An 18,877-nucleotide genomic window follows, 5' to 3' on the forward strand; every position below is an offset into this window, starting at 1 on the left:
TCTGCTCCTTGGTTGTTTTTTCTACCTTGCGCATTCTCCATCTGTACCACATAAGATTTTAATGCCATGTTCCAAATGAGGTAAAAGAAATTCCAAAGCCTCTTTAACTGCCTTCGGACTTCCCGGAAGATTTATAATCAATGTCTCTTTTCGAATTCCCGATACCGCCCGGCTAAACATTGCTCTCGGCGTAATTGTCATAGAATAATTTCTAATGGCTTCTGCGATCCCATTAGCCATTCGATCACATACTTCGATCGTTGCTTCTGGTGTAATATCTCTTTTTGCAAATCCAGTTCCACCCGTTGTAAATATAACCTGAATTTGTCTCTGATCTGACAGGCGAATAAGCTGACGCTTTAATGCTTCTTTCTCATCTGGCAATAATAAAGTTTCTTTCACATCATACCCGGCATCTTTCAGCATTGATACCGCCTTAGGACCACTTTCATCTCTTCGTTTTCCTGCTGCTCCTTTATCACTCAATGTAATCACTGCTGCTCGAATCAGATGATTAGGATTCGGTTTTTGCATCTCAACCATATCCCCTGTTTTTATCCTTCCTCCACGAATAACTTCAGTAAAAACTCCTTCCGTCGGCATAATACAACTTCCCATTTTTTTATAAATTTCACAATGGTTATGACATTCCTTCCCAATTTGTGTTAACTCAAGAATGACATCTCCGATCACAAATCTTGTTCCAACCGGAAGAGCTGAAAAATCATATCCTTCAACAATCAGATTTTCTCCAAAAGCTCCAAGATCAATCTTAGCTCCTTTTTTTCGAAACTCTTCTATTTTTTCATAAGATAAGAGACTAACCTGACGATGCCATTTTCCTGCATGAGCATCTCCTTCAATCCCCCAGTCTTTGATCAAATTTGCTTCTTTTATTTTTGTTTTCTGTGTTCCTCGTTTCTCACTGATACATATTCCAATAACTTTTCCCATCTTACCCTCCTATTTGTATCATATTCTTATGTTCGGTAATATTTTCAGAATGTTCAAAACAATGTTGTCCCGGCTTTATTTTAATTGCTTTTTTCAAAATTGCCCTAATCTCCTCAGGCTTCCCACCACGCACAGCATTCTTAATTGAAACCGCATCCTCAAAACAAAGACATGGCTTAATTAAACCAGTTGAAGTCATTCGAATTCGATTACAACTTTCACAAAATTTCCCATGTATTGGACTAATCATACCAATTTTTCCACAAAAACCTGGAATTTCATAATAAATTGCAGGCCCATTCCCCTCTTTTTGTTTGACTTCGCAAATATCTGGATCATATTTTTTCATTTGCTGAATCAACTGTTGATTTGATATTCCTTTTTGGCCTTTTCCAAAACCAATTGGCATCATTTCAATAAATCGAACATCAATCGGGTTGTTCTTAGCAATCTGAATCAGATCCTTCCATTCACTCTCATTGACCCCTTGTTGTAATACCACATTAATTTTTACTTTGATCGGATAATAAAGGCATTCTCTAATTCCGTCCAACACAACATCAAGTTGATCAAACCCTGTGATCTGTTGATAAACAGCGGAATTTAATGTATCCAGACTAATATTGACTCCATCCAGTCCTGCTTCCACTAATTTTTTTATAGACTGTTTTAGCAGAATACCATTGCTTGTCATCGTAACTTGTTCTACACCCGGTATCTTTTTGATCTTATGAATCAACTGTTGACATCCCTTTCTAACCAAAGGCTCTCCTCCAGTAATTTTATATTTTGTAATCCCAAGAGAAACAGCCTGATTACAGATTTTCTCAATCTCTTCATAAGTTAATATCTCCTTCATAGAAATTTTTTCAATTTCTTCTGGCATACAATATTTACAGCGAAGATTACAACGGTCTGTAATTGAAATTCTCATATAGTCAATGGTTCGGCCATAAGTATCTTTCAATTCAAAATCTCCTCTCCTTCTTATATTTTCTCAAGAAAAACATCAACAATTCCACCGCAGACCATACCTTCTTCTTCTGCATCTGCTCCAGTCATATCCACTCTGCACAGCTGAACATTTGATTCATTTTGTCCCATAAGAGTTCTTGCTTTGCGCACTACATCTGCTTCCATACATCCCCCTCCAATGGTGCCAATGCAATTTCCATCCGGAAGAATTAACATTTTTGTTCCGACAGCCCTCGGTGCAGAACCTTTTCTCGTAACGATCGTTGCCAATATTTTTGTACCTTCTTTTTCTCGAATCGCATGAAGCATTTCTTTTGTATAACCAGAAGTTCTTTTTTTCATATTTTTTACTTGAATCATTTCCGCAGCGATTGCAACTGCAATTTCTTCTGGTGTTTCAGCACCAATGGATAGCCCAATGGGAGAATAAATATTTTCAATTACCTGTGGATCGGCTCCATCTTCTATTAACTGTTTTTTCACCGTTGCAACACGTTTTTTACTTCCCATCATTCCAATGTAAGCATGTTCTTTTTTTGCGATCTCAAATAGACAAATTTGGTCATATCGATGTCCCCTTGTAACAATCACAAAGAATGTATCTCTTCCGCCTTTTATTTTTTTCAATGCATCCTGAAACGGCTCACAAAAAACTTCACTGGCTCCTGCTCTTCTTGCATGATCAGCAAATTTAGGACGATCTTCAATAACAGTCACATGATTTCCCATCATTTGTCCAAGTTGAATGATCGGAATCGAAACATGCCCCCCTCCACAAATGACAAGTTTTATCTGCTGTCCTGGTATATCACAAAAAATCATTTCCTCTTCAACGTTAATAATTCCACTTTCTATTATTTTCTCAGCAATTTCTTGATGTTTATGAAAAAATCCATGATCTTTATTTTCCCATAAAAGTCTGCTTTCTGAAAAAAGCGCCTTTTCTCCTACATGTACTCCTTTTACTACTGTCAAAATTTTTCGTTCTTTTTCTGTATCGTACTGTTCCATTGCTTCAAATAGTCCCATCCATTACCTTCCTTTCCCAAATCCACAATTTGGAAATGTACAAACTGGACAATTTAAACAAAGTCCGCCTTCTCCAAGCACATCCAAGTCTTCTTTCTTAAGAATTTCACCTGTTAGAATTCTTGGAAGAATAAGGTCAAATACTGTTCGTTTCGAATACATCACACAGCCAGGCAACCCCATTACTGGAATGTTTCCTTGATAATAAGCAAGTAAAAACATGGCTCCTGGGAGAACCGGTGCCCCATAAGTGACAACATCTGTCCCTGCATTTTTAATTGCAAGTGGTGTCCGATCATCAGGGTCTACGCTCATCCCTCCGGTACATAAAATCATATCACACCCTTTAGAAAGAAGATCTTTTATCGCCTCTGTAATCATGAAATGATTATCATTGCATACTTTATGTCCCATCACTTCTACACCATACTCTACGAGTTTTTCCTCGATAACGGGTGTAAACGTATCCTCGATCCTATGATTATACACTTCACTTCCCGTTGTTACAATTCCTGCTTTTTTATGAAGATATGGCCTAATCTGCAATAATGGTTTTTCTCCAGCTACCTCTTTCGCCTTTTTCATTTTCTCTTCTTCAATTACTAATGGAATAATTCTTGTACCTGCAAGTTTTTCTCCTTTTTTCACCGGAAAATTTCCATGTCTTGAAGCAATCATCATCTCTCCAAGGGCATTTACTTTATAAAGTCCTTCAGTATCTACTTTCAGCACTCCATCACAGTCCGCAATCAATTCAATTTTTCCCTCTTTAACGCCGGATGGATGCATATGCTCTCCCTGACATATTTGTCTAAGAATTTCTGCTGCCTCATCTTCATGAAGCATACCCTCTTGCTTTTCCCAAACATAAAGGTTTTCTTTTCCAACGGACAATAACACAGGAATATCTTCTTCTCTTACAATATGTCCTTTTCGAAAAATGGCGTCTTTTGTTACACCTTTAATGATTTGTGTAATATCATGACAGATCACATGTCCTACTGCATCTTCTGTTTTTATTAATTTCATCTGTTACTCACTTTCCTCTTTAAAATATAATGCAAAAATTTTTTCTGTCTGTTCCTGCACTTGCGCTTCCATAGAACGATATTTCCAAATTAAATCGATAGCTTTCTTTGTCAAAACAGAACCTCCTCCGCCATTGCCTCCAGACTGACTTTTGATCAATGGATATCCAAGATTTTTTTCTGCAATACAAATCAATTTTCTTGCCTTAGAATAGGAAAGATTCATCTTTTCACAAGCTTTTTGTATCGATCCCGTTTCCTGTATGAATTCCAAAAGTTTACACGGACCAGGACCAAATGTTTTTTCCTCCACATATAATTTGACTTGAGATACCGGATACAATTTTCCCATAGTCCCTTTCCTCCATCTTTTTTATGATGACTGAAGAAATAGTACCTTCTCCTCTGGTATTTCCAGATAATCCGGTAATCCTTTTTCTTCTATTATATCCCAGAAGTTTCTCTGAACAAACCAACAAATCATCTCCTGTGGATTTTTTTCACTCTTTAGAAAGAATTTTTTTTCAAATGGAAGTTCTGCCATACTCCCTTTTATAACTCTTACACAATTTTCTTTTTCTTGCCCCCATATCGGTATAAAATCATGAGCACGTATTCCAACACAATTAATTTCCTTTGGAATCTTTTTCCTCGTTTTTAACGTCATTCCCCATCCTGGAATTTCCAAACAATGATCATCGATACGAATAGCTTCTATTAAATTTTTGCATCCAGTCAGTCTCGCTGCCGTTTTCCACTGTGGGTTTTCAAAAATCTCTTTTGTCTTTCCCTGACAGATTGTTTTTCCCTGATCAAGAATCAACAGCTCATCACTAAATCGATAAATTTCATCTCTGCTGTGAGAAACAAGAATGACAGTTCCTTGATAATCCGCAAGCATCTCGAGCATTTCCTGCTGAAGTTGATCTTTTAAAAACATATCCAGTGCAGAAAATGGCTCATCCAATAAGATCACATCTGGTTCATACGCCATAATTCTTGCTAATGCCACTCTCTGCTGTTGTCCCCCAGATAACTCTCCCGGAAGTCTCTTCTCAAGTCCAGTAAGCTGAAATTTTTTAATCATTGCATCTACAACTTGTTTTTTATCCTTTTCTTTTTTACGAAGCCCTATCCCAATATTTTTTTCTACTGTCATATTAGGAAATAGTGCATAATTTTGGAATAAATATCCGACATTTCGCTTTTGAGGTTTTTGATTTATTTTTTCTTTTGAATGATATAATGTTTTTCCATCAACAATAATTTCTCCATCATCTGGTATCTTAATTCCTGCAATACTTCTTAAAGTCATACTTTTTCCACAACCTGAAGCTCCAAGAATTCCAATTCTCCTGCTGTTACTTGATAGATTGACATTCAATTCAAAATTTTTTAGTTTTTTATGAATATTACATACAATTGGCATCTTATTTTTCTCGCTCCCATATTCCGCTTTTTCCACCTGATTTTTTCATTAAATGAATGGATCCAATTTCCATTCCACGATCGATTGCCTTGCACATATCATAGATCGTTAGCAATGCCACAGAGACTCCTGTGAGAGCTTCCATCTCAATTCCTGTCTTACCAGTTGTTTTGGCACAACATCTTGCCTCAATTTTTCCATTCCCAAGAAAATGAAAATCAATCTCTATTTTTGTGATTGGAATCGTATGACAAAGTGGAATCAACTCCGATGTTTTTTTTGCTCCCATAATTCCTGCAATTCTTGCAACACCAAGCACATCCCCTTTTTTCATTGTTCCTTCTTTGATCTTCTCATAACATTCGTCCGACATAGAAATCATTCCAGAAGCAATCGCCTCTCTCTTTGTGTCTACTTTTTCACTAATATCTACCATCCAGGCCTCTCCTGCCTGATTAAAATGTGTAAAATCACCCATGTGTTCTCCTTTTTTCTACCATTTTTTTTGCTGCTTCATCTTTTTACTAGCAATCACATTCATAAAAAATACTAATAAAAATGCAATTACAAGAACAATGGCTACCCATACCCCTGCTGTCAGATAATTTCCATCTTGTATAACCATGGCAATTCTTTGTGAAATTGTCCCCGTTTTTCCTGGAATGTTTCCTGCAAGCATAGAGGTTGCACCATACTCTCCCATTGCTCTTGCAAAAGTAAGAATTGTTCCAGAAAAAATTCCAGGTCCAGCAGCTGGAACAACAATTTTCCAAAAGATTGCCATCTCACTCATCCCAAGAGTACGTCCCGCATAAATTAAATTAACATCCACCTGTTCAAAAGCAGCTCGTGCATTTCGATACATCAGCGGAAATGCAATAACTGTTGCTGCAACTACACATCCAAGCCACGTCTGAACAACTTTGATTCCAAATGTCTGAAATAGAAAAATTCCAAAAGGACGCCTTTTACTAAAAATCAGAAGCAGAAAAAAACCTGCAACCGTCGGTGGAAGTACAAGCGGAAGTGTAAGAATCCCATCCAATACTGCCTTTAATCTTGAAGTTGCTCCCATAATCTTTTGTGCTGCAAAAATCCCAAGAAAAAAAGAGACTATGGTTGCTGCAATTCCTGTTTTAATCGATATATAAAAAGGACTCCAATCAAGATTTTTTAATATTTCCACAATCTCATTCATATGATATTCTCCTATTTTCTTCTAAGAAAAATTCAGGATGATCTCTGTCAAACCACAGAAATCATCCTGATAAAAATTATTTTACTGTATCAAAATAATATTTTTTGAAAATTTTCTTTGCTTCTTTGGATTTGATAAATTCCATAAATTTATCTGCCGCTTTATTTTCTGCCTTGCTTGCTTCATCATTTTTAATTCTTGCTGCAGGATAGATAACATTTCCTGTGGCATCATAATTTACTTTCTGAAGAATCTTGATGTCTTTTTCAAAGCCATATGTATCAGAATAATAAGTTGTTCCAACTTCACATTTTCCTTCTTTAACTGCAGTTAAAACCTGGCTTACATTTCCCTGTTCACTAATTTCAACTCCGCCTAAAGCTTTTGAAACCTGCTCCGTTGTAACTGTGGAAGGATCTTTTACAGGAGTTAATTTTCCAATATTCATCAATGCCTGTCTTGTATATTTTCCTACTGGAACACTTCCATCAGCAAGCGCAATGCTCTTCGCATCTTCCAGATTTGCAAGACCAGTTACTTGTGTATTACTATCTTTTCTGGTAATAACAACAACCTGGTTGTTTACGATATTGGCACGTGTGCCTTTTTCTACCAGCTTATCTTTTTTCTCTAACTGATCCATCTGTTTTTGTGCTGCTGAAAAGAAAATATCACAGTTAAATCCTTCTTCAATCTGCTCCATCAGTTTTCCAGAACTATCTGCGCTATATAAAATTTTAATATTTGGATTTTTTTCATTAAATTTCTTTGCTACTTCTGTCATTGCAGTATTTAAGCTAGCTGCAATAAATACATGAACTATAGTTTTTCCTTCACTTTTTGATTCCTTCTTCGTGGAACCACATCCAGCAAGGCTAAACACCATCATAGCTGCCATCAATACTGCTAATACTCGTTTCTTCATAAATTCCTCCTATTGATTTATATTTGTTATATCGTTCGTTTTTTTAAAAACGAACCAATCTTTATTATAGCTGAATTTTATTATCTTGTAAAATAAATCCTCTGCTTATTTTTCTTTCTTCCATGAAGGATCATCAATATCTTGCAGCTCTCGCTTATCAGCTTCGCAAAAAAGAATCTGGTCCTCATATTTTTTAAGAATCTGCTTTCCTCCGATGTCTCCAGTCAGTGCTAACAATTCTTTCCAATATTTATGATCAAAAAATACTGGATTCCCAATTTTCCCATGATATGCTGCAGCGATGATTTTTCCAGGATTTTTTGCCGCCATATCCAAGATATTCTTTAAAGTTTGTCTTCTGATATAAGGCTGATCACAAACGATAAATAAAATTCCTTTCATCTTTGGATCTTCCTGCATACATTTTTTCATTCCAAGTTTTAAAGAATAAGAAATTCCACGATCTGGATCATCATTTTTTATCACAGCAATTTTATTATCTTCTGCTACTTCTTCAATTTCCGGAAATCTTGTAACAATTACTTTTGTTCCTACAGAAACTCTTGAGATCTTATCCAAAAGATGCTGATACATTTTTTTGCCATCCATTATTTCTAGTAATTTATTACTTCCATAACGCTTTGATTTACCTGCAGCAAGTATAACGATTCCAAAAGACTGAAAAGTCAATCTCTCTATTGCTTCTACAACACCTTCTCCGATTGCATTAGATTTATCTGAAATGGCATAGACGAGAGATTCATCATCTCTTGGATCTACATCTCCAATCTTTAATCCTTTTTTTACCTGAACACCTTCCTGCAGCATTCCGCGGACAATCCCATCAATTTGTGCAATAACTGGTTTTTCTCCGGTATACGCTACAATTTGTCCCTTTTTTACATGATCACCAATCGATGCCTGTGGATTCATCATACCATCACCCATTGCTTTTAAAAGACGTTCCTTTGCATAGCCTCCAATCATTCCAGGAACTCCTGTATTTACAATGGCTTCTCCTTCATAAATTGGCTTTGCAAGAGTTTCTCCTCGCATCGTTTCAATCACTGCATGACAATCCTTTCCCGCACAAAATCCTGGTCCAAGACCAATCACATAAGGTGCATCTGTAATCTTTGTTCCTATATTTCGCTTTGCAATAATCGCATCCACAAGAATCTCTGGCTTATATTCTTTTAAAATTTCTGCATTGGGATCAATGATCACTGGAAGATTTCCTTCCTTTAAAATATTCTTTGCCTGTTCATAATTTTCCACAAGAACTGCTTTCTCATCTTCTACGACTGCTTCTTTTTCATAGACAGCCCTTGAAAATGCCACCTGTCTACGCACTGTCAAAGGAGTTTCGATTTCTGTCATAATGACTTGATATCCTCTTCTTTTTAATTGAACTGCTACTCCACTTGCCAGATCTCCGGCTCCTTTCACCAATACTTTCATTCTTTTTTCTCCTTTTTTTCCATAAGTTGTGACGTGACATGCACATAGGAAATTCCTTGCTTTCCAAGATCTCTTGCAATTGTTTTTGCTATCTTATATTCTTTCTCTGTATCCGTTTTATTTAGTATAACATGATACTTCATACAATCCATTACACCTTTTTTCCCTGCCAAAGGACTAGTGGCCAATAAAATCAGATCTTTTTCCTCAAGAATCTGCTCTTTTGTTTTTCCAAGGATTTTACATACTTGCTCCGTTCCAAAACATATATCTTGAATTTTTTTCCCAATACCATCCATGCCATATACATTGACAACAGTTGTTGTCTCTTTAAGAAGAACTGGTTCCTGGCTCCTTGGTGCTTTCACCGGAAGATGTTTGGCTCCATCTGCCTCAAGAAGAAGCCAAAATCCCAAGTTCTTTACCTCTCTTAAAAATTCAGAAGAAAACCCTTTCATTTTCCATTCATTCACTGGCTCTCCCATCCAAACGGTATGACAATGCATGAAAATTTCCCGGAGCATCCGCAAAGAGGGATGTCCCAGGAATCTTTCATTACGTTCATATTGCATGTGCGTTGTTGTTGATATGACATGTGGTAATTGTTTTTTAATACATTCCATCTGAAGTCTTCGAAGAACTGTCGTTTTCCCTCCAGCTCCTACAACAGAAAGCACTTCTTGTTGTCTTTGATTAAATTGTAACGCATCAAATAAATTGTTTGTTTCCTGCCATTTTCCATCAATGAAACTTTTTATCATAAGAACTCTCTATTTTTCAACACACCCATAGCAATCTTCTCACTTGTAATTGGAAGACTTCGATGCCATACTCCAGTTGCATTAAAAATCGCATGTGCTAGTGCTGGTGCTGGTGTATTGATAACGATCTCACCGATTGATTTTACACCAAATGGCCCCGTCGGTTCATAACTTGGTTTAAACTCTACGTGAAGATTTCCCATATCCAAACGAGTTGGAATCTTATATTGCATCAAGGAGTTATTATAAAGCTTTCCATGATCAGAATACTGAATATTTTCATACAATGCCATACCAATTCCTTGACCAAGCCCACCTTCTACCTGCACTCTTGCAAGATTTGGATTCACAACCGTGCCGCAATCAACAACTGCTGCATAATTTAAGATTTCTAAATGTCCAGTTTCTTTATCAAGTTCAATTTCTACTGCACCTGCCATATAAGGAGGAGGTGACACAGGAGAAGTGTAACTTTCCGTTACTTGAAGCGCAAAATCATTAAAGCACTGCGCTTTATATCCGATTTCTTCTGCCGTTACAGACTTTCCAGTTTTAATATCCCTTGCTTGTTTTCCATCAAATTCAACATCTTCTATCTCACATTCGAGCATCTGAGAAGCTAACTTCCGGATTCTTTTTTCCAATTCTGTACTTGCTTTTACAACTGCCTGTCCAGTTACATAGGTTGTACTTGAAGCATAAGATCCAGAATCATAAGGCGATGTATCTGTATCCGCACCAGATACAAAAATCTCATCTGTTGATACACCAAGACACTCTGCTGCCATCTGTGCAAGAATGGTATCGCATCCAGTTCCCATATCTGCCGCAGCAATCGCAAGACGATAACTTCCGTCTTCATTCATCATAATTGTTGCAGATCCTACATCGACATAAGAAATACAAGATCCCTGCATTGCCATTGCAATTCCTACCGAACGTACCTTTCCATTTCCCATATCTTTTACTGGATATTTTTCTTTCCAACCGATCATTTCTGCCGCACGGACAAGACAGTCATCCAGACGACACCCTCTTGCCACTTCATTGCTATAAGCCTGCATGGTCATTCCCTGTCTTACGACATTTTTCAAGCGAAGTTCTACCGGATCCATATGGAGAATCGATGCCAATTCATTTACAATCGATTCCAGTGCAAAAATTCCTTGTGTTGCTCCATAACCACGATATGCACCAGCTGCCAAAACATTTGTATAAACAACATCAAAGGTATGTCGAAATGCTTCCATATTTGCGGTATACATTGGAAGCGATTTGTGCCCGGTAAGTCCTGCTGTCGTTGGTCCATGATCTCCATAAGCTCCCGTATTCGAAAGATTATACAGATCAAATGCACGTAATGTTCCATCTTTATTTGCCCCAATTTTTACAGTCACTTCCATCTCATGTCTTGGAGAACCTGCAATCTGGCTTTCTTCTCTTGTATAAATGATTTTTGATGGCTTCTTTGTCATCCAGGTAACAAAAGCTGGAAAAATTTCTGTAACAACCGTCTGTTTTGCTCCAAATCCACCACCAATTCGTGGTTTTAACGCACGGACTTTATGTTTTGGAATTCCAAGCGCATTTGCAATAATCCTTCGCACATGATATACGATCTGTGTAGAACTAAAGACAACAAGTCTTCCGTAAGTATCAAGATAACAAGTCGTACGGAATGTTTCCATCATTGCCTGATTGACTGCAGGCACATGATAAGTCCTTTCAAGAACAATATCACAATCTGCAAATGTTTTTTCCAGATCTCCGTCACTATCTTCCATATGAGCACAAAGATTTCTCTTATTGTCAGCACCTACTGGAAATTTAGACTCCCAATTATCCTCTGGATGTACCAATACTTCATTATCTTTTGCCTTATGATAATCAAGAACTGCAGGAAGTACTTTATATTTTACTTTGATCATCTTCATGGCACGATCTACACATGCTTCATCTTCTCCTGCAATAATTGCAACTGCATCCCCAACAAAACGAACATGCTGATCAAGAATCAGTCTGTCATATGGGCTCCACTCCGGATATGTCTGTCCAGCCTGCGCAAAACGGTGCTTTGGAACATCTTCCCATGTATAGATTGCTTCTATTCCTGGCACTTTCATTGCAATTTTTGTATTTACTTCCTCAACGATCGCATTGGCGTGAGGGCTTCTTAATACCTTTACAATTAGACAGTCTTTTGGTGCAAGATCATCCATGTATACTGGTTTTCCAGTAACCAGTGACATGGCATCTTTTTTTCTGACTGGCTGACCTACGACTCGCATGAGACACCTCCCTTTTTATATTCCATAAAATCATGAATCCCTCGAAGTTGTCCTTCATAACCAGAACACCTGCATAAATTACCTGCAAGATATTGTTTGATCTGTTCATCCGTTGGCTCTTCTAGTTCACGAAACATCGCAATCGCATTCATAATCATCCCAGGATTACAAAAACCACACTGTTCTGCTCCCTGATCTGCAATAAATCTACCAAATTCTTCTGCTTCTTTCTGAAGTCCTTCCAACGTTTCTACTTTATGTCCACTAACTCTTGCTACAAGGACTGCACAAGAAAGGACTGGCTGATCATCTAAAAATACAGTACATAATCCACAGTTTGTTGTCTCACATCCACACTTAACACTATAACATCCATGTTTTCTCACGAACTGAAAAAGTGTCATATCTGGACTGACTTCATCTGCAATTTTCTTCCCATTTAATATCATACTTACGATCATACTATGCTTCCTCCTTTCCTCTTAATTGTACAAACGCTCGTCCAATCAATACTTTTGCAAGATGAGACCGAAATTCTTTGCTTGCTCGTAGATTCGTTCCTGTAACAACCTTTTGTGCAACCTGACATACACTGTCTTCCGTCAGATCTTTTGCAGCGAAAAGCACTGCTCTTGCTGGCCTTGCTCCTACGGATACTTTTATTTCATCTCCCATTTTTGATGCAGCGACTGCAAGAACTGGAAAATCTGTTTTCGTATTTCGGTGTGACTGATACACATAATGCCCTTTTGTTTTTTTCACGATCACTCGCACAAGAATATCATTATCTCTTTTCATTGCAGCAAATTCTGATAACGGAACAATTCCTCCCTTATATAACTCCACATAGGAATCCATGGCAAGAAATGCTGTTAATACATCAGAAAATCCAAAACGGCCAAATAAACTTCCTCCAACCGTTGCAAGATTTCGAAATTGTACTCCGACAATATCTTCCACACAGTTTCTTACCAATCCTTCACTCATTTCATTTAATCCCTCGTGAAGTTCCAGTTGTCGTAGAGTTACCATACATCCAATAAGAAATTCATCTTCTGTCTCTTCAATTTTATCAAGTCCAAGATCTGACAAGTCAATCGCTTTCTGGATCTGTGCATTGGTCATTCTCATCCAAAGCATTCCACCAAGAATACGATTCGTCCTTTTCTGGTTTAATTCATAAGCTTGCTCCAAGCTTTCTGCCTTCACAAATTCTTTGATTCGCAACATTTAAAGTTCCTCCATTTTTTTGTAAATGTCGAAAAAAATTCTCAGCAAGAGATATCTCCCGCTGAGATTATTTTACTTGTATTTTGTTGAAATAGCAACAAATACAATCTATTTTATACTTCTTCTTTTTCTTTTGGAAGCACAATATTTAATACAATTGCAATCAGCGCTGCAGGAACAATTCCAGATCCTCCAAAAATTAACTGAATGATCTGTGGAAGCCCTGCAAGAACCGCACTATTTGCTCCAATTCCATATCCAAGACCAAGCGCAGCAGATACAATTGTAATATTTCTTGCTGTCATTTTTTCTTTTGTAATCAGCTGAATTCCACTAATAACGATGGATGAAAACATCATAACTGCAGCTCCACCAAGCACACTCTGTGGCATAATAGAAATAACTGCTGCAAGTTTTGGAAATAATCCACATAAAATCAAAAAGACCGCTCCTGTTGCCAAAGCCATACGGTTTACAATCTTTGTAATTGTAACAAGACCAACATTCTGACTGAATGATGTATTTGGAAGGACTCCAAATATAGCTGCAAGACTGGAACCTAATCCATCACAGATAACTCCACCAGAAAGTTCTGTATCGCTTGCTTCTCTTCCCATACCACCTTCCATAACACCAGAAATATCACCAACAGTCTCAACAGCTGTAACAATAAACATAATCATGATTGGTACAATCGCACGCGCATCAAATACAAGTTTTACTGGGATCAGCTTTGGAACTGCAAACCAGCTTGCTTTTGCGATCTTATCAGCATTTAATACCCATGCCTTTGTATATTCCACGCCATCTGCTGTCACACCAGTTGTTGGAAGTACCATTCCCATAATGATTGATGCAATATATCCAACAATAATTCCAATCAAAATAGAAGATGCACTAGTAAAACCTTTTGTTCCATGTTTAAATACAATGATAACAATCATAACAATTGCTCCAAGAGCAAGATTTTCCATAGAACCAAAATCTTTCGCTGAACTTCCTCCGCCAAAAGAATTAACTCCAACCGAAATTAGAGAAAGACCAATGGATAATACTACTGTACCAGTAACAACTGCTGGGAAAAATTTACGCAAAGGTTTTAACATAAGACCTAAAACACCTTCAAATAAACCGCCGATCAATGATGCACCCATAATCGCTCCATAGGCTAAAACACCACCGCCCATAATAGAAGATACACTACTACATACTCCAATAAATCCTGAACTTGTTCCCATAACAATTGGAACTTTTCCTCCAATTGGTCCGATCGAGAACAGCTGGATTAAGGTTACAACACCTGCGATCAGCATAGCATTTTGTAAAAGCGTGATCTGAACGTCTGCGAAAGCTGTTCCAGAGCCGAGACCACATGCTTCTGTGATAATCAGCACCGGAGTCAGATTACCTACAAACATAGCAAGAACATGTTGCAGACCAAGGGGAATCGCTTTTTTCAAAGGAAGTTTTCCATAAAAATCATATGCTGCTCCTTTGTTTTCCTGTTGATTCATTTTTTCTGTCTCCTTATTTTTTTCATTTGTTGCAATGTTTAATGGACAGACAATTTTCATTGCCTGCCCATCTTTGTGACATCTTATTATAGCTCATTTTTCTTTTTTTGTATAGTTCACAACCTAATTTTTTTTTATACTTTCATAATATATATTTCCTGCCATATAATTTGTTGTTCTTCCATTACAACCTTTAGCTGCTCCTTTTCCTCAGGAAGAGCCTTCCAGGCAAGTCCACATCCAGCTGTAATTTCCCTTGGTACCGGAATCAATCTTCCTGGCAAATGATGTTCCATACAAAATTTATCCATTTTCATTGCCTGTGTAGTACTTTCAAAAGAAATAATTACAGATTCTATTTTTTTTCGCATTTTCTTACCCCACTATGCCATCTCATAAATCGCTGCTACTGCTCTATCAATTTCCTCTTCAGTATTAAAATAAGACATGCTGAAACGAACTGCTCCCTGCTCCTTTGTTCCTATTGCCTCATGAATCAACGGTGCACAATGAGCACCTGATCGTACAGCGATTTGATATTCTTCCATTAACTCATCACTAACTTCTCCAGAATCAACACCTTTAAAATTAATCGTTGCCGTTGCAATTCTTTTGGATAGATCCGAGTTTCCATAATATAAAATTCCCTGGGCACCTTGAATTCCTTTCAGGAAACGCTTCATTAAATCATGCTCTCTTTTATAGATTTTTTCAATTCCTATTTCTTTTATAAAGCAAAGAGCTCCATGAAGCCCTGCAATTCCATGTGCATTTAACGTCCCGGCTTCAAGGGCAGTCGGCATTTGCTTTGGATGTTCTTTACTATAACTTTGTATACCACTTCCACCGACAATAAACGGCGCTAATTCTATCCCTTCTCTTACATAAATTCCACCAGTCCCCTGGGGTCCCATCAGACCTTTATGGCCGGAAAAGCAAAGAATATCAATTCCCATCTTTTCCACATCGATTGGAAGAATTCCTGCCGTTTGAGCTGCATCCACAATCAGAAGCAGATTATGCTTTTTTACAAAAGATTTAATTTCTCGAAGATCTGTAATATTACCTGTAAGATTTGAGGCATGTGTCACAATCACTGCTTTTGTATTTGGCTGATAAAGATCTTCCAGCTTACTATAATCAAGGATTGCCTGTGCCTTTTCTTCCATGGTATCCCCTTTTAATGGAAGAAACCCAATTTCTATGCCGTCCATTTTGTACAAAGGACGAAGAACCGAATTATGTTCGCATACTGTTGTGATTACATGATCTCCTGGTTTTAACAAGCCATGAATCGCAATATTTAATGCTTCTGTTGCATTAGAAGTAAACGCAAAGCGCTCTGGTTTTTCGCTTCCAAATAGATTTGCTAAAAGTTCTCTTGTTTCATAAATCATCCTGGATGCATTGATCGTTGCACGATGTGCTCCTCTTCCTGCATTTCCCATATTTTGAAACGCTTCTATCACTGCGTCTAAAACTTGTGATGGCTTTTTCATTGTTGTTGCCGCATTATCAAGATAGATCACGGTTTCACAACCTTATCTGCCTGTGTCATCTTTTCTGCAATAACATACATATTCGTTATTTCTCCAACCTGCAGTTTTTCTGTCAATCCATAGTAATTTAAACATGTCCCGCAAGTGAAAATTTCTACTCCCTGTTCTTTTAAAAATTTTAAGTCCTCCAATGATTCAGAACCTTCACAAGTAAGGAATGCTCCCCCATTATAAAACAACATTGTTTTTGGGAGTGTGTCGAGCTGTGTCAGCGCATAAATAAATCCTTTGATTAATACTTTTCCAAGCTCTTCTTCTCCTTCTCCCATTTTTGAAGAAGAAATAACGACTACCGTATTTTCTGAAGAATCAGACCGCTCTGATTTTTTTGCGAATTCTTCCTTTTTTTCCTCAACAGCTTCTCCAATGGTCATTTTTACCTTGTACTGATTATCTCCTAGTTTTTCACAACTTGCCTTATACCCTTTCTGATCTGCCATTTTCTTAAGATTCTGTACAGCAATTTCATTATCTACAAGTGTTTCTACAACACCTGCTCCATTAAGTCCCTCAATAGCCTTTTTAGTTTTAATCACTGGAATTGGACATGTATCTCCCATTGCATTTACTTCTACCATTTTTCTATCTCCTTTTTTATTTATAAAACAGTAATTTCTGTCGCTGTTTTCTGTGTAATTTCTCCAACAATTTTTGCCGGAAGTCCAATATCTTGCAACTTCTTTTCAAGACTTTTTGCTTCCTTTGCAGAAACTGCAATCAAAAGCCCTCCTGCAGTTTGCGGATCAAATAAAATCTCTTCCATTGCAAAAGAAATATTTTCAAATTTCACAGCATTTCCTACATGATTTCGGTTTTTCTGTCCGCCAGCTGTAATCATAAATTCATCTGCCTGGTGAACTGCTTCCTTTATAATCGGGATATCGCTTGCATAAATATGACAGGAAAGCCTTCCATCCATCATCTCATGAAGATGTCCAAGGAACCCAAAACCAGTCACATCAGTACAAGCATGAATTTCATAATCTTTACATACCTGTGCTGCATATTTATTTAATGTTGTCATTGACTCAATTGCTTCATCCATTGCTTCTTTGGATGCTTCGCCAACTCGGTTAGCCGTACAAATAATACCAACTCCAAGTTTTTTCGTAAGGATCAGACAATCTCCCGGTTTTCCTTGATTATTGGGATAAATTTTATCAGGATGAACGATGCCGGTGACTGATAAGCCATATTTTACATCAGAATCTGCGATGGAATGTCCACCAGCAAGCGTTCCACCGGCTTCTATGACTTTCTCAGAACCTCCTCTCATAATCTCTCCTAAAATATTTAAATCCATATTTTCCGGAAAACAGACAATGTTCAAAGCTGTCTTAACTTCTCCTCCCATTGCGTAAATATCACTTAACGCATTTGTTGCAGCAATTTTCCCAAAAATATAAGGATCCTCTACCATCGGCGGAAAAAAATCCAACGTCTGAACAATGGCAAGATCCTCACTAACTTTGTAAACGGCCGCATCATCTTTGCTATCGTACCCAACAAGCAGATTTTCATCCATCTTTCCTTTTGGAAGTTTCTCAAGAACATGACTTAAAAGACCTGCTCCGAGTTTTGCAGTACATCCACCACTCTTACAAAAGGTTATTTTATTTTCTTTCATTATATATTCACCACTTCTCTTTTTATATTTCAAATATTATGCAGACCTTTTGCCCGCTTCCGTACCTCTCTTAATGCTTCTGGAACATCTTCTTCCATCATTGTATCATGAATTTTACATGTGCCTGCTTTTTTTGCAGTTTCATAATACCATTCTTTATATTCCAGCATCTCCATGGTTTTTCTTAGCTGCTCCATCTGTTCCTCTACTTTTTCTTTTTGTTCCTTTATTAGATCAAGTCTCTGATCAATTGTATCATCTCCCTGAAGGCACCAGTCAATAAAATCCCGGATCTTTTTGATTGGCATTCCTGCTTTTTTCAAACACTCAATAATCGAAAGCCATTCAAAATCACTTTCATTAAACATACGAATTCCACCACTAGAACATTCAACAAAAGGAAGAAGACCCTCTTTATCATAATAACGAAGTGTCGAAGAAGCAACTCCAAGTTTTTGTGCCATCTCTCCCACCGTATAAACCATATTTTAAACTTCCTTTCGATAAAAAAATTTCTTATTGACTTAAACTTGACTTTAAGTTGTATATTTAATATTAGCTTCTATTTATTATTATATTTTCACGGAGAACATCCGTCAACAGGAGGAAAAAATGAATCGACCATATATTTTCTGTCACATGATGATGTCTTTAGACGGCAAAATCATGGGATCTTATATGAATACACCAGAGGGTGCTGCAGCCGGTGATGTTTTCTATAAACAATTAACATTTTGCTCATTCAAAAAACCTCCTGAAATATATCATTCTTTGTTCTTTTTTCACTCTACAACTTGAAGTTAAGTTTAAGTCAAGGAAAATATTAAGTTTTTTTTAAAAAAGAAAAGATTCATTGAAAAAACAAAAAAAAGTGCTACAATAGATGATTATCAAAAATA

At 37.2% G+C, this 18,877-nt stretch carries 21 protein-coding genes; 1 reads left to right on the top strand and 20 read right to left on the bottom strand.

All coding sequences use genetic code 11. The features are described from left to right. Window positions 1-21 precede the first annotated feature (21 nt). The 20 genes from KQI71_RS09910 to KQI71_RS10005 form a co-directional block, all read right to left on the bottom strand. Window positions 22-954 (bottom strand): MOSC domain-containing protein, encoded by a 933-nt coding sequence (locus KQI71_RS09910; protein ID WP_216435828.1) that lies wholly within the window; start codon window positions 952-954, stop codon window positions 22-24. A 1-nt stretch (window position 955) separates the two neighbouring features. After that, entirely contained in the window at window positions 956-1,921 is a 966-nt protein-coding gene (gene moaA, locus KQI71_RS09915) for a GTP 3',8-cyclase MoaA (protein ID WP_216435829.1), read from the bottom strand. Between the two features lie 20 nt (window positions 1,922-1,941). Further along, window positions 1,942-2,958, bottom strand: coding sequence for an XdhC family protein (locus KQI71_RS09920; RefSeq protein ID WP_253288028.1), 1,017 nt, complete (start codon window positions 2,956-2,958; stop codon window positions 1,942-1,944). A 3-nt stretch (window positions 2,959-2,961) separates the two neighbouring features. Beyond that, a complete protein-coding gene (locus tag KQI71_RS09925) occupies window positions 2,962-3,987 on the bottom strand; it encodes a molybdopterin-binding protein (protein ID WP_216435830.1) in 1,026 nt (341 codons plus the stop codon). Window positions 3,988-3,990: 3 nt separating this feature from the next. Beyond that, window positions 3,991-4,338 (bottom strand): winged helix-turn-helix domain-containing protein, encoded by a 348-nt coding sequence (locus KQI71_RS09930; protein WP_216435831.1) that lies wholly within the window; start codon window positions 4,336-4,338, stop codon window positions 3,991-3,993. A 21-nt stretch (window positions 4,339-4,359) separates the two neighbouring features. Further along, window positions 4,360-5,415 carry a sulfate/molybdate ABC transporter ATP-binding protein gene (locus KQI71_RS09935; RefSeq protein ID WP_216435894.1) on the bottom strand — a complete coding sequence of 352 codons (1,056 nt, stop codon included), beginning with the start codon at window positions 5,413-5,415 and terminating at the stop codon, window positions 4,360-4,362. Window position 5,416: 1 nt separating this feature from the next. Next, window positions 5,417-5,893, bottom strand: coding sequence for a cyclic pyranopterin monophosphate synthase MoaC (gene moaC / locus KQI71_RS09940; protein WP_216435833.1), 477 nt, complete (start codon window positions 5,891-5,893; stop codon window positions 5,417-5,419). Window positions 5,894-5,908: 15 nt separating this feature from the next. Beyond that, window positions 5,909-6,613 carry a molybdate ABC transporter permease subunit gene (gene modB / locus KQI71_RS09945; protein ID WP_216435835.1) on the bottom strand — a complete coding sequence of 235 codons (705 nt, stop codon included), beginning with the start codon at window positions 6,611-6,613 and terminating at the stop codon, window positions 5,909-5,911. 76 nt (window positions 6,614-6,689) lie between these two features. After that, complete coding sequence (gene modA, locus KQI71_RS09950; protein ID WP_216435836.1) at window positions 6,690-7,538, bottom strand: molybdate ABC transporter substrate-binding protein; 849 nt, start codon at window positions 7,536-7,538, stop codon at window positions 6,690-6,692. 105 nt (window positions 7,539-7,643) lie between these two features. After that, window positions 7,644-8,999 (bottom strand): selenium-dependent molybdenum cofactor biosynthesis protein YqeB, encoded by a 1,356-nt coding sequence (gene yqeB, locus KQI71_RS09955; RefSeq protein ID WP_216435837.1) that lies wholly within the window; start codon window positions 8,997-8,999, stop codon window positions 7,644-7,646. Beyond that, window positions 8,996-9,760, bottom strand: coding sequence for a selenium cofactor biosynthesis protein YqeC (gene yqeC, locus KQI71_RS09960; protein ID WP_216435840.1), 765 nt, complete (start codon window positions 9,758-9,760; stop codon window positions 8,996-8,998). Before yqeC ends, yqeB begins: the two co-directional genes overlap by 4 nt. Next, entirely contained in the window at window positions 9,757-12,048 is a 2,292-nt protein-coding gene (locus KQI71_RS09965; RefSeq protein WP_216435841.1) for a xanthine dehydrogenase family protein molybdopterin-binding subunit, read from the bottom strand. Before KQI71_RS09965 ends, yqeC begins: the two co-directional genes overlap by 4 nt. Beyond that, on the bottom strand, window positions 12,036-12,509 hold the full coding sequence (locus tag KQI71_RS09970) for a (2Fe-2S)-binding protein (protein ID WP_216435843.1): 474 nt from the start codon (window positions 12,507-12,509) through the stop codon (window positions 12,036-12,038). The genes KQI71_RS09965 and KQI71_RS09970 overlap by 13 nt, the downstream gene beginning before the upstream one ends. A 1-nt stretch (window position 12,510) precedes the next feature. Beyond that, window positions 12,511-13,278 carry an FAD binding domain-containing protein gene (locus tag KQI71_RS09975; RefSeq protein ID WP_216435845.1) on the bottom strand — a complete coding sequence of 256 codons (768 nt, stop codon included), beginning with the start codon at window positions 13,276-13,278 and terminating at the stop codon, window positions 12,511-12,513. Between the two features lie 113 nt (window positions 13,279-13,391). Next, the gene (locus tag KQI71_RS09980; protein ID WP_216435847.1) at window positions 13,392-14,792 is read right to left on the bottom strand and encodes a uracil-xanthine permease family protein; all 1,401 of its coding nucleotides are present in this window, start codon (window positions 14,790-14,792) and stop codon (window positions 13,392-13,394) included. A 134-nt stretch (window positions 14,793-14,926) separates the two neighbouring features. After that, entirely contained in the window at window positions 14,927-15,163 is a 237-nt protein-coding gene (locus KQI71_RS09985; protein WP_216435849.1) for a DUF3343 domain-containing protein, read from the bottom strand. A 12-nt stretch (window positions 15,164-15,175) separates the two neighbouring features. Continuing rightward, window positions 15,176-16,321 (bottom strand): aminotransferase class V-fold PLP-dependent enzyme, encoded by a 1,146-nt coding sequence (locus KQI71_RS09990; RefSeq protein ID WP_216435851.1) that lies wholly within the window; start codon window positions 16,319-16,321, stop codon window positions 15,176-15,178. Continuing rightward, a complete protein-coding gene (gene yedF, locus KQI71_RS09995) occupies window positions 16,318-16,929 on the bottom strand; it encodes a sulfurtransferase-like selenium metabolism protein YedF (RefSeq protein ID WP_216435853.1) in 612 nt (203 codons plus the stop codon). The genes KQI71_RS09990 and yedF overlap by 4 nt, the downstream gene beginning before the upstream one ends. A gap of 20 nt (window positions 16,930-16,949) precedes the next feature. Then, a complete protein-coding gene (gene selD / locus KQI71_RS10000) occupies window positions 16,950-17,978 on the bottom strand; it encodes a selenide, water dikinase SelD (RefSeq protein WP_216435855.1) in 1,029 nt (342 codons plus the stop codon). Window positions 17,979-18,007: 29 nt separating this feature from the next. After that, window positions 18,008-18,463, bottom strand: coding sequence for a MerR family transcriptional regulator (locus tag KQI71_RS10005; protein WP_216435857.1), 456 nt, complete (start codon window positions 18,461-18,463; stop codon window positions 18,008-18,010). 127 nt (window positions 18,464-18,590) lie between these two features. Here KQI71_RS10005 and KQI71_RS12570 point away from each other — a divergent pair, with 127 nt between their 5' ends. Beyond that, window positions 18,591-18,776, top strand: a complete 186-nt coding sequence (locus KQI71_RS12570; protein ID WP_253288029.1) for a hypothetical protein — start codon at window positions 18,591-18,593, stop codon at window positions 18,774-18,776. Window positions 18,777-18,877 lie beyond the last annotated feature (101 nt).

This window comes from Anaerostipes sp. MSJ-23, assembly GCF_018918155.1.
In the GTDB taxonomy this organism is placed as follows: domain Bacteria; phylum Bacillota; class Clostridia; order Lachnospirales; family Lachnospiraceae; genus Anaerostipes.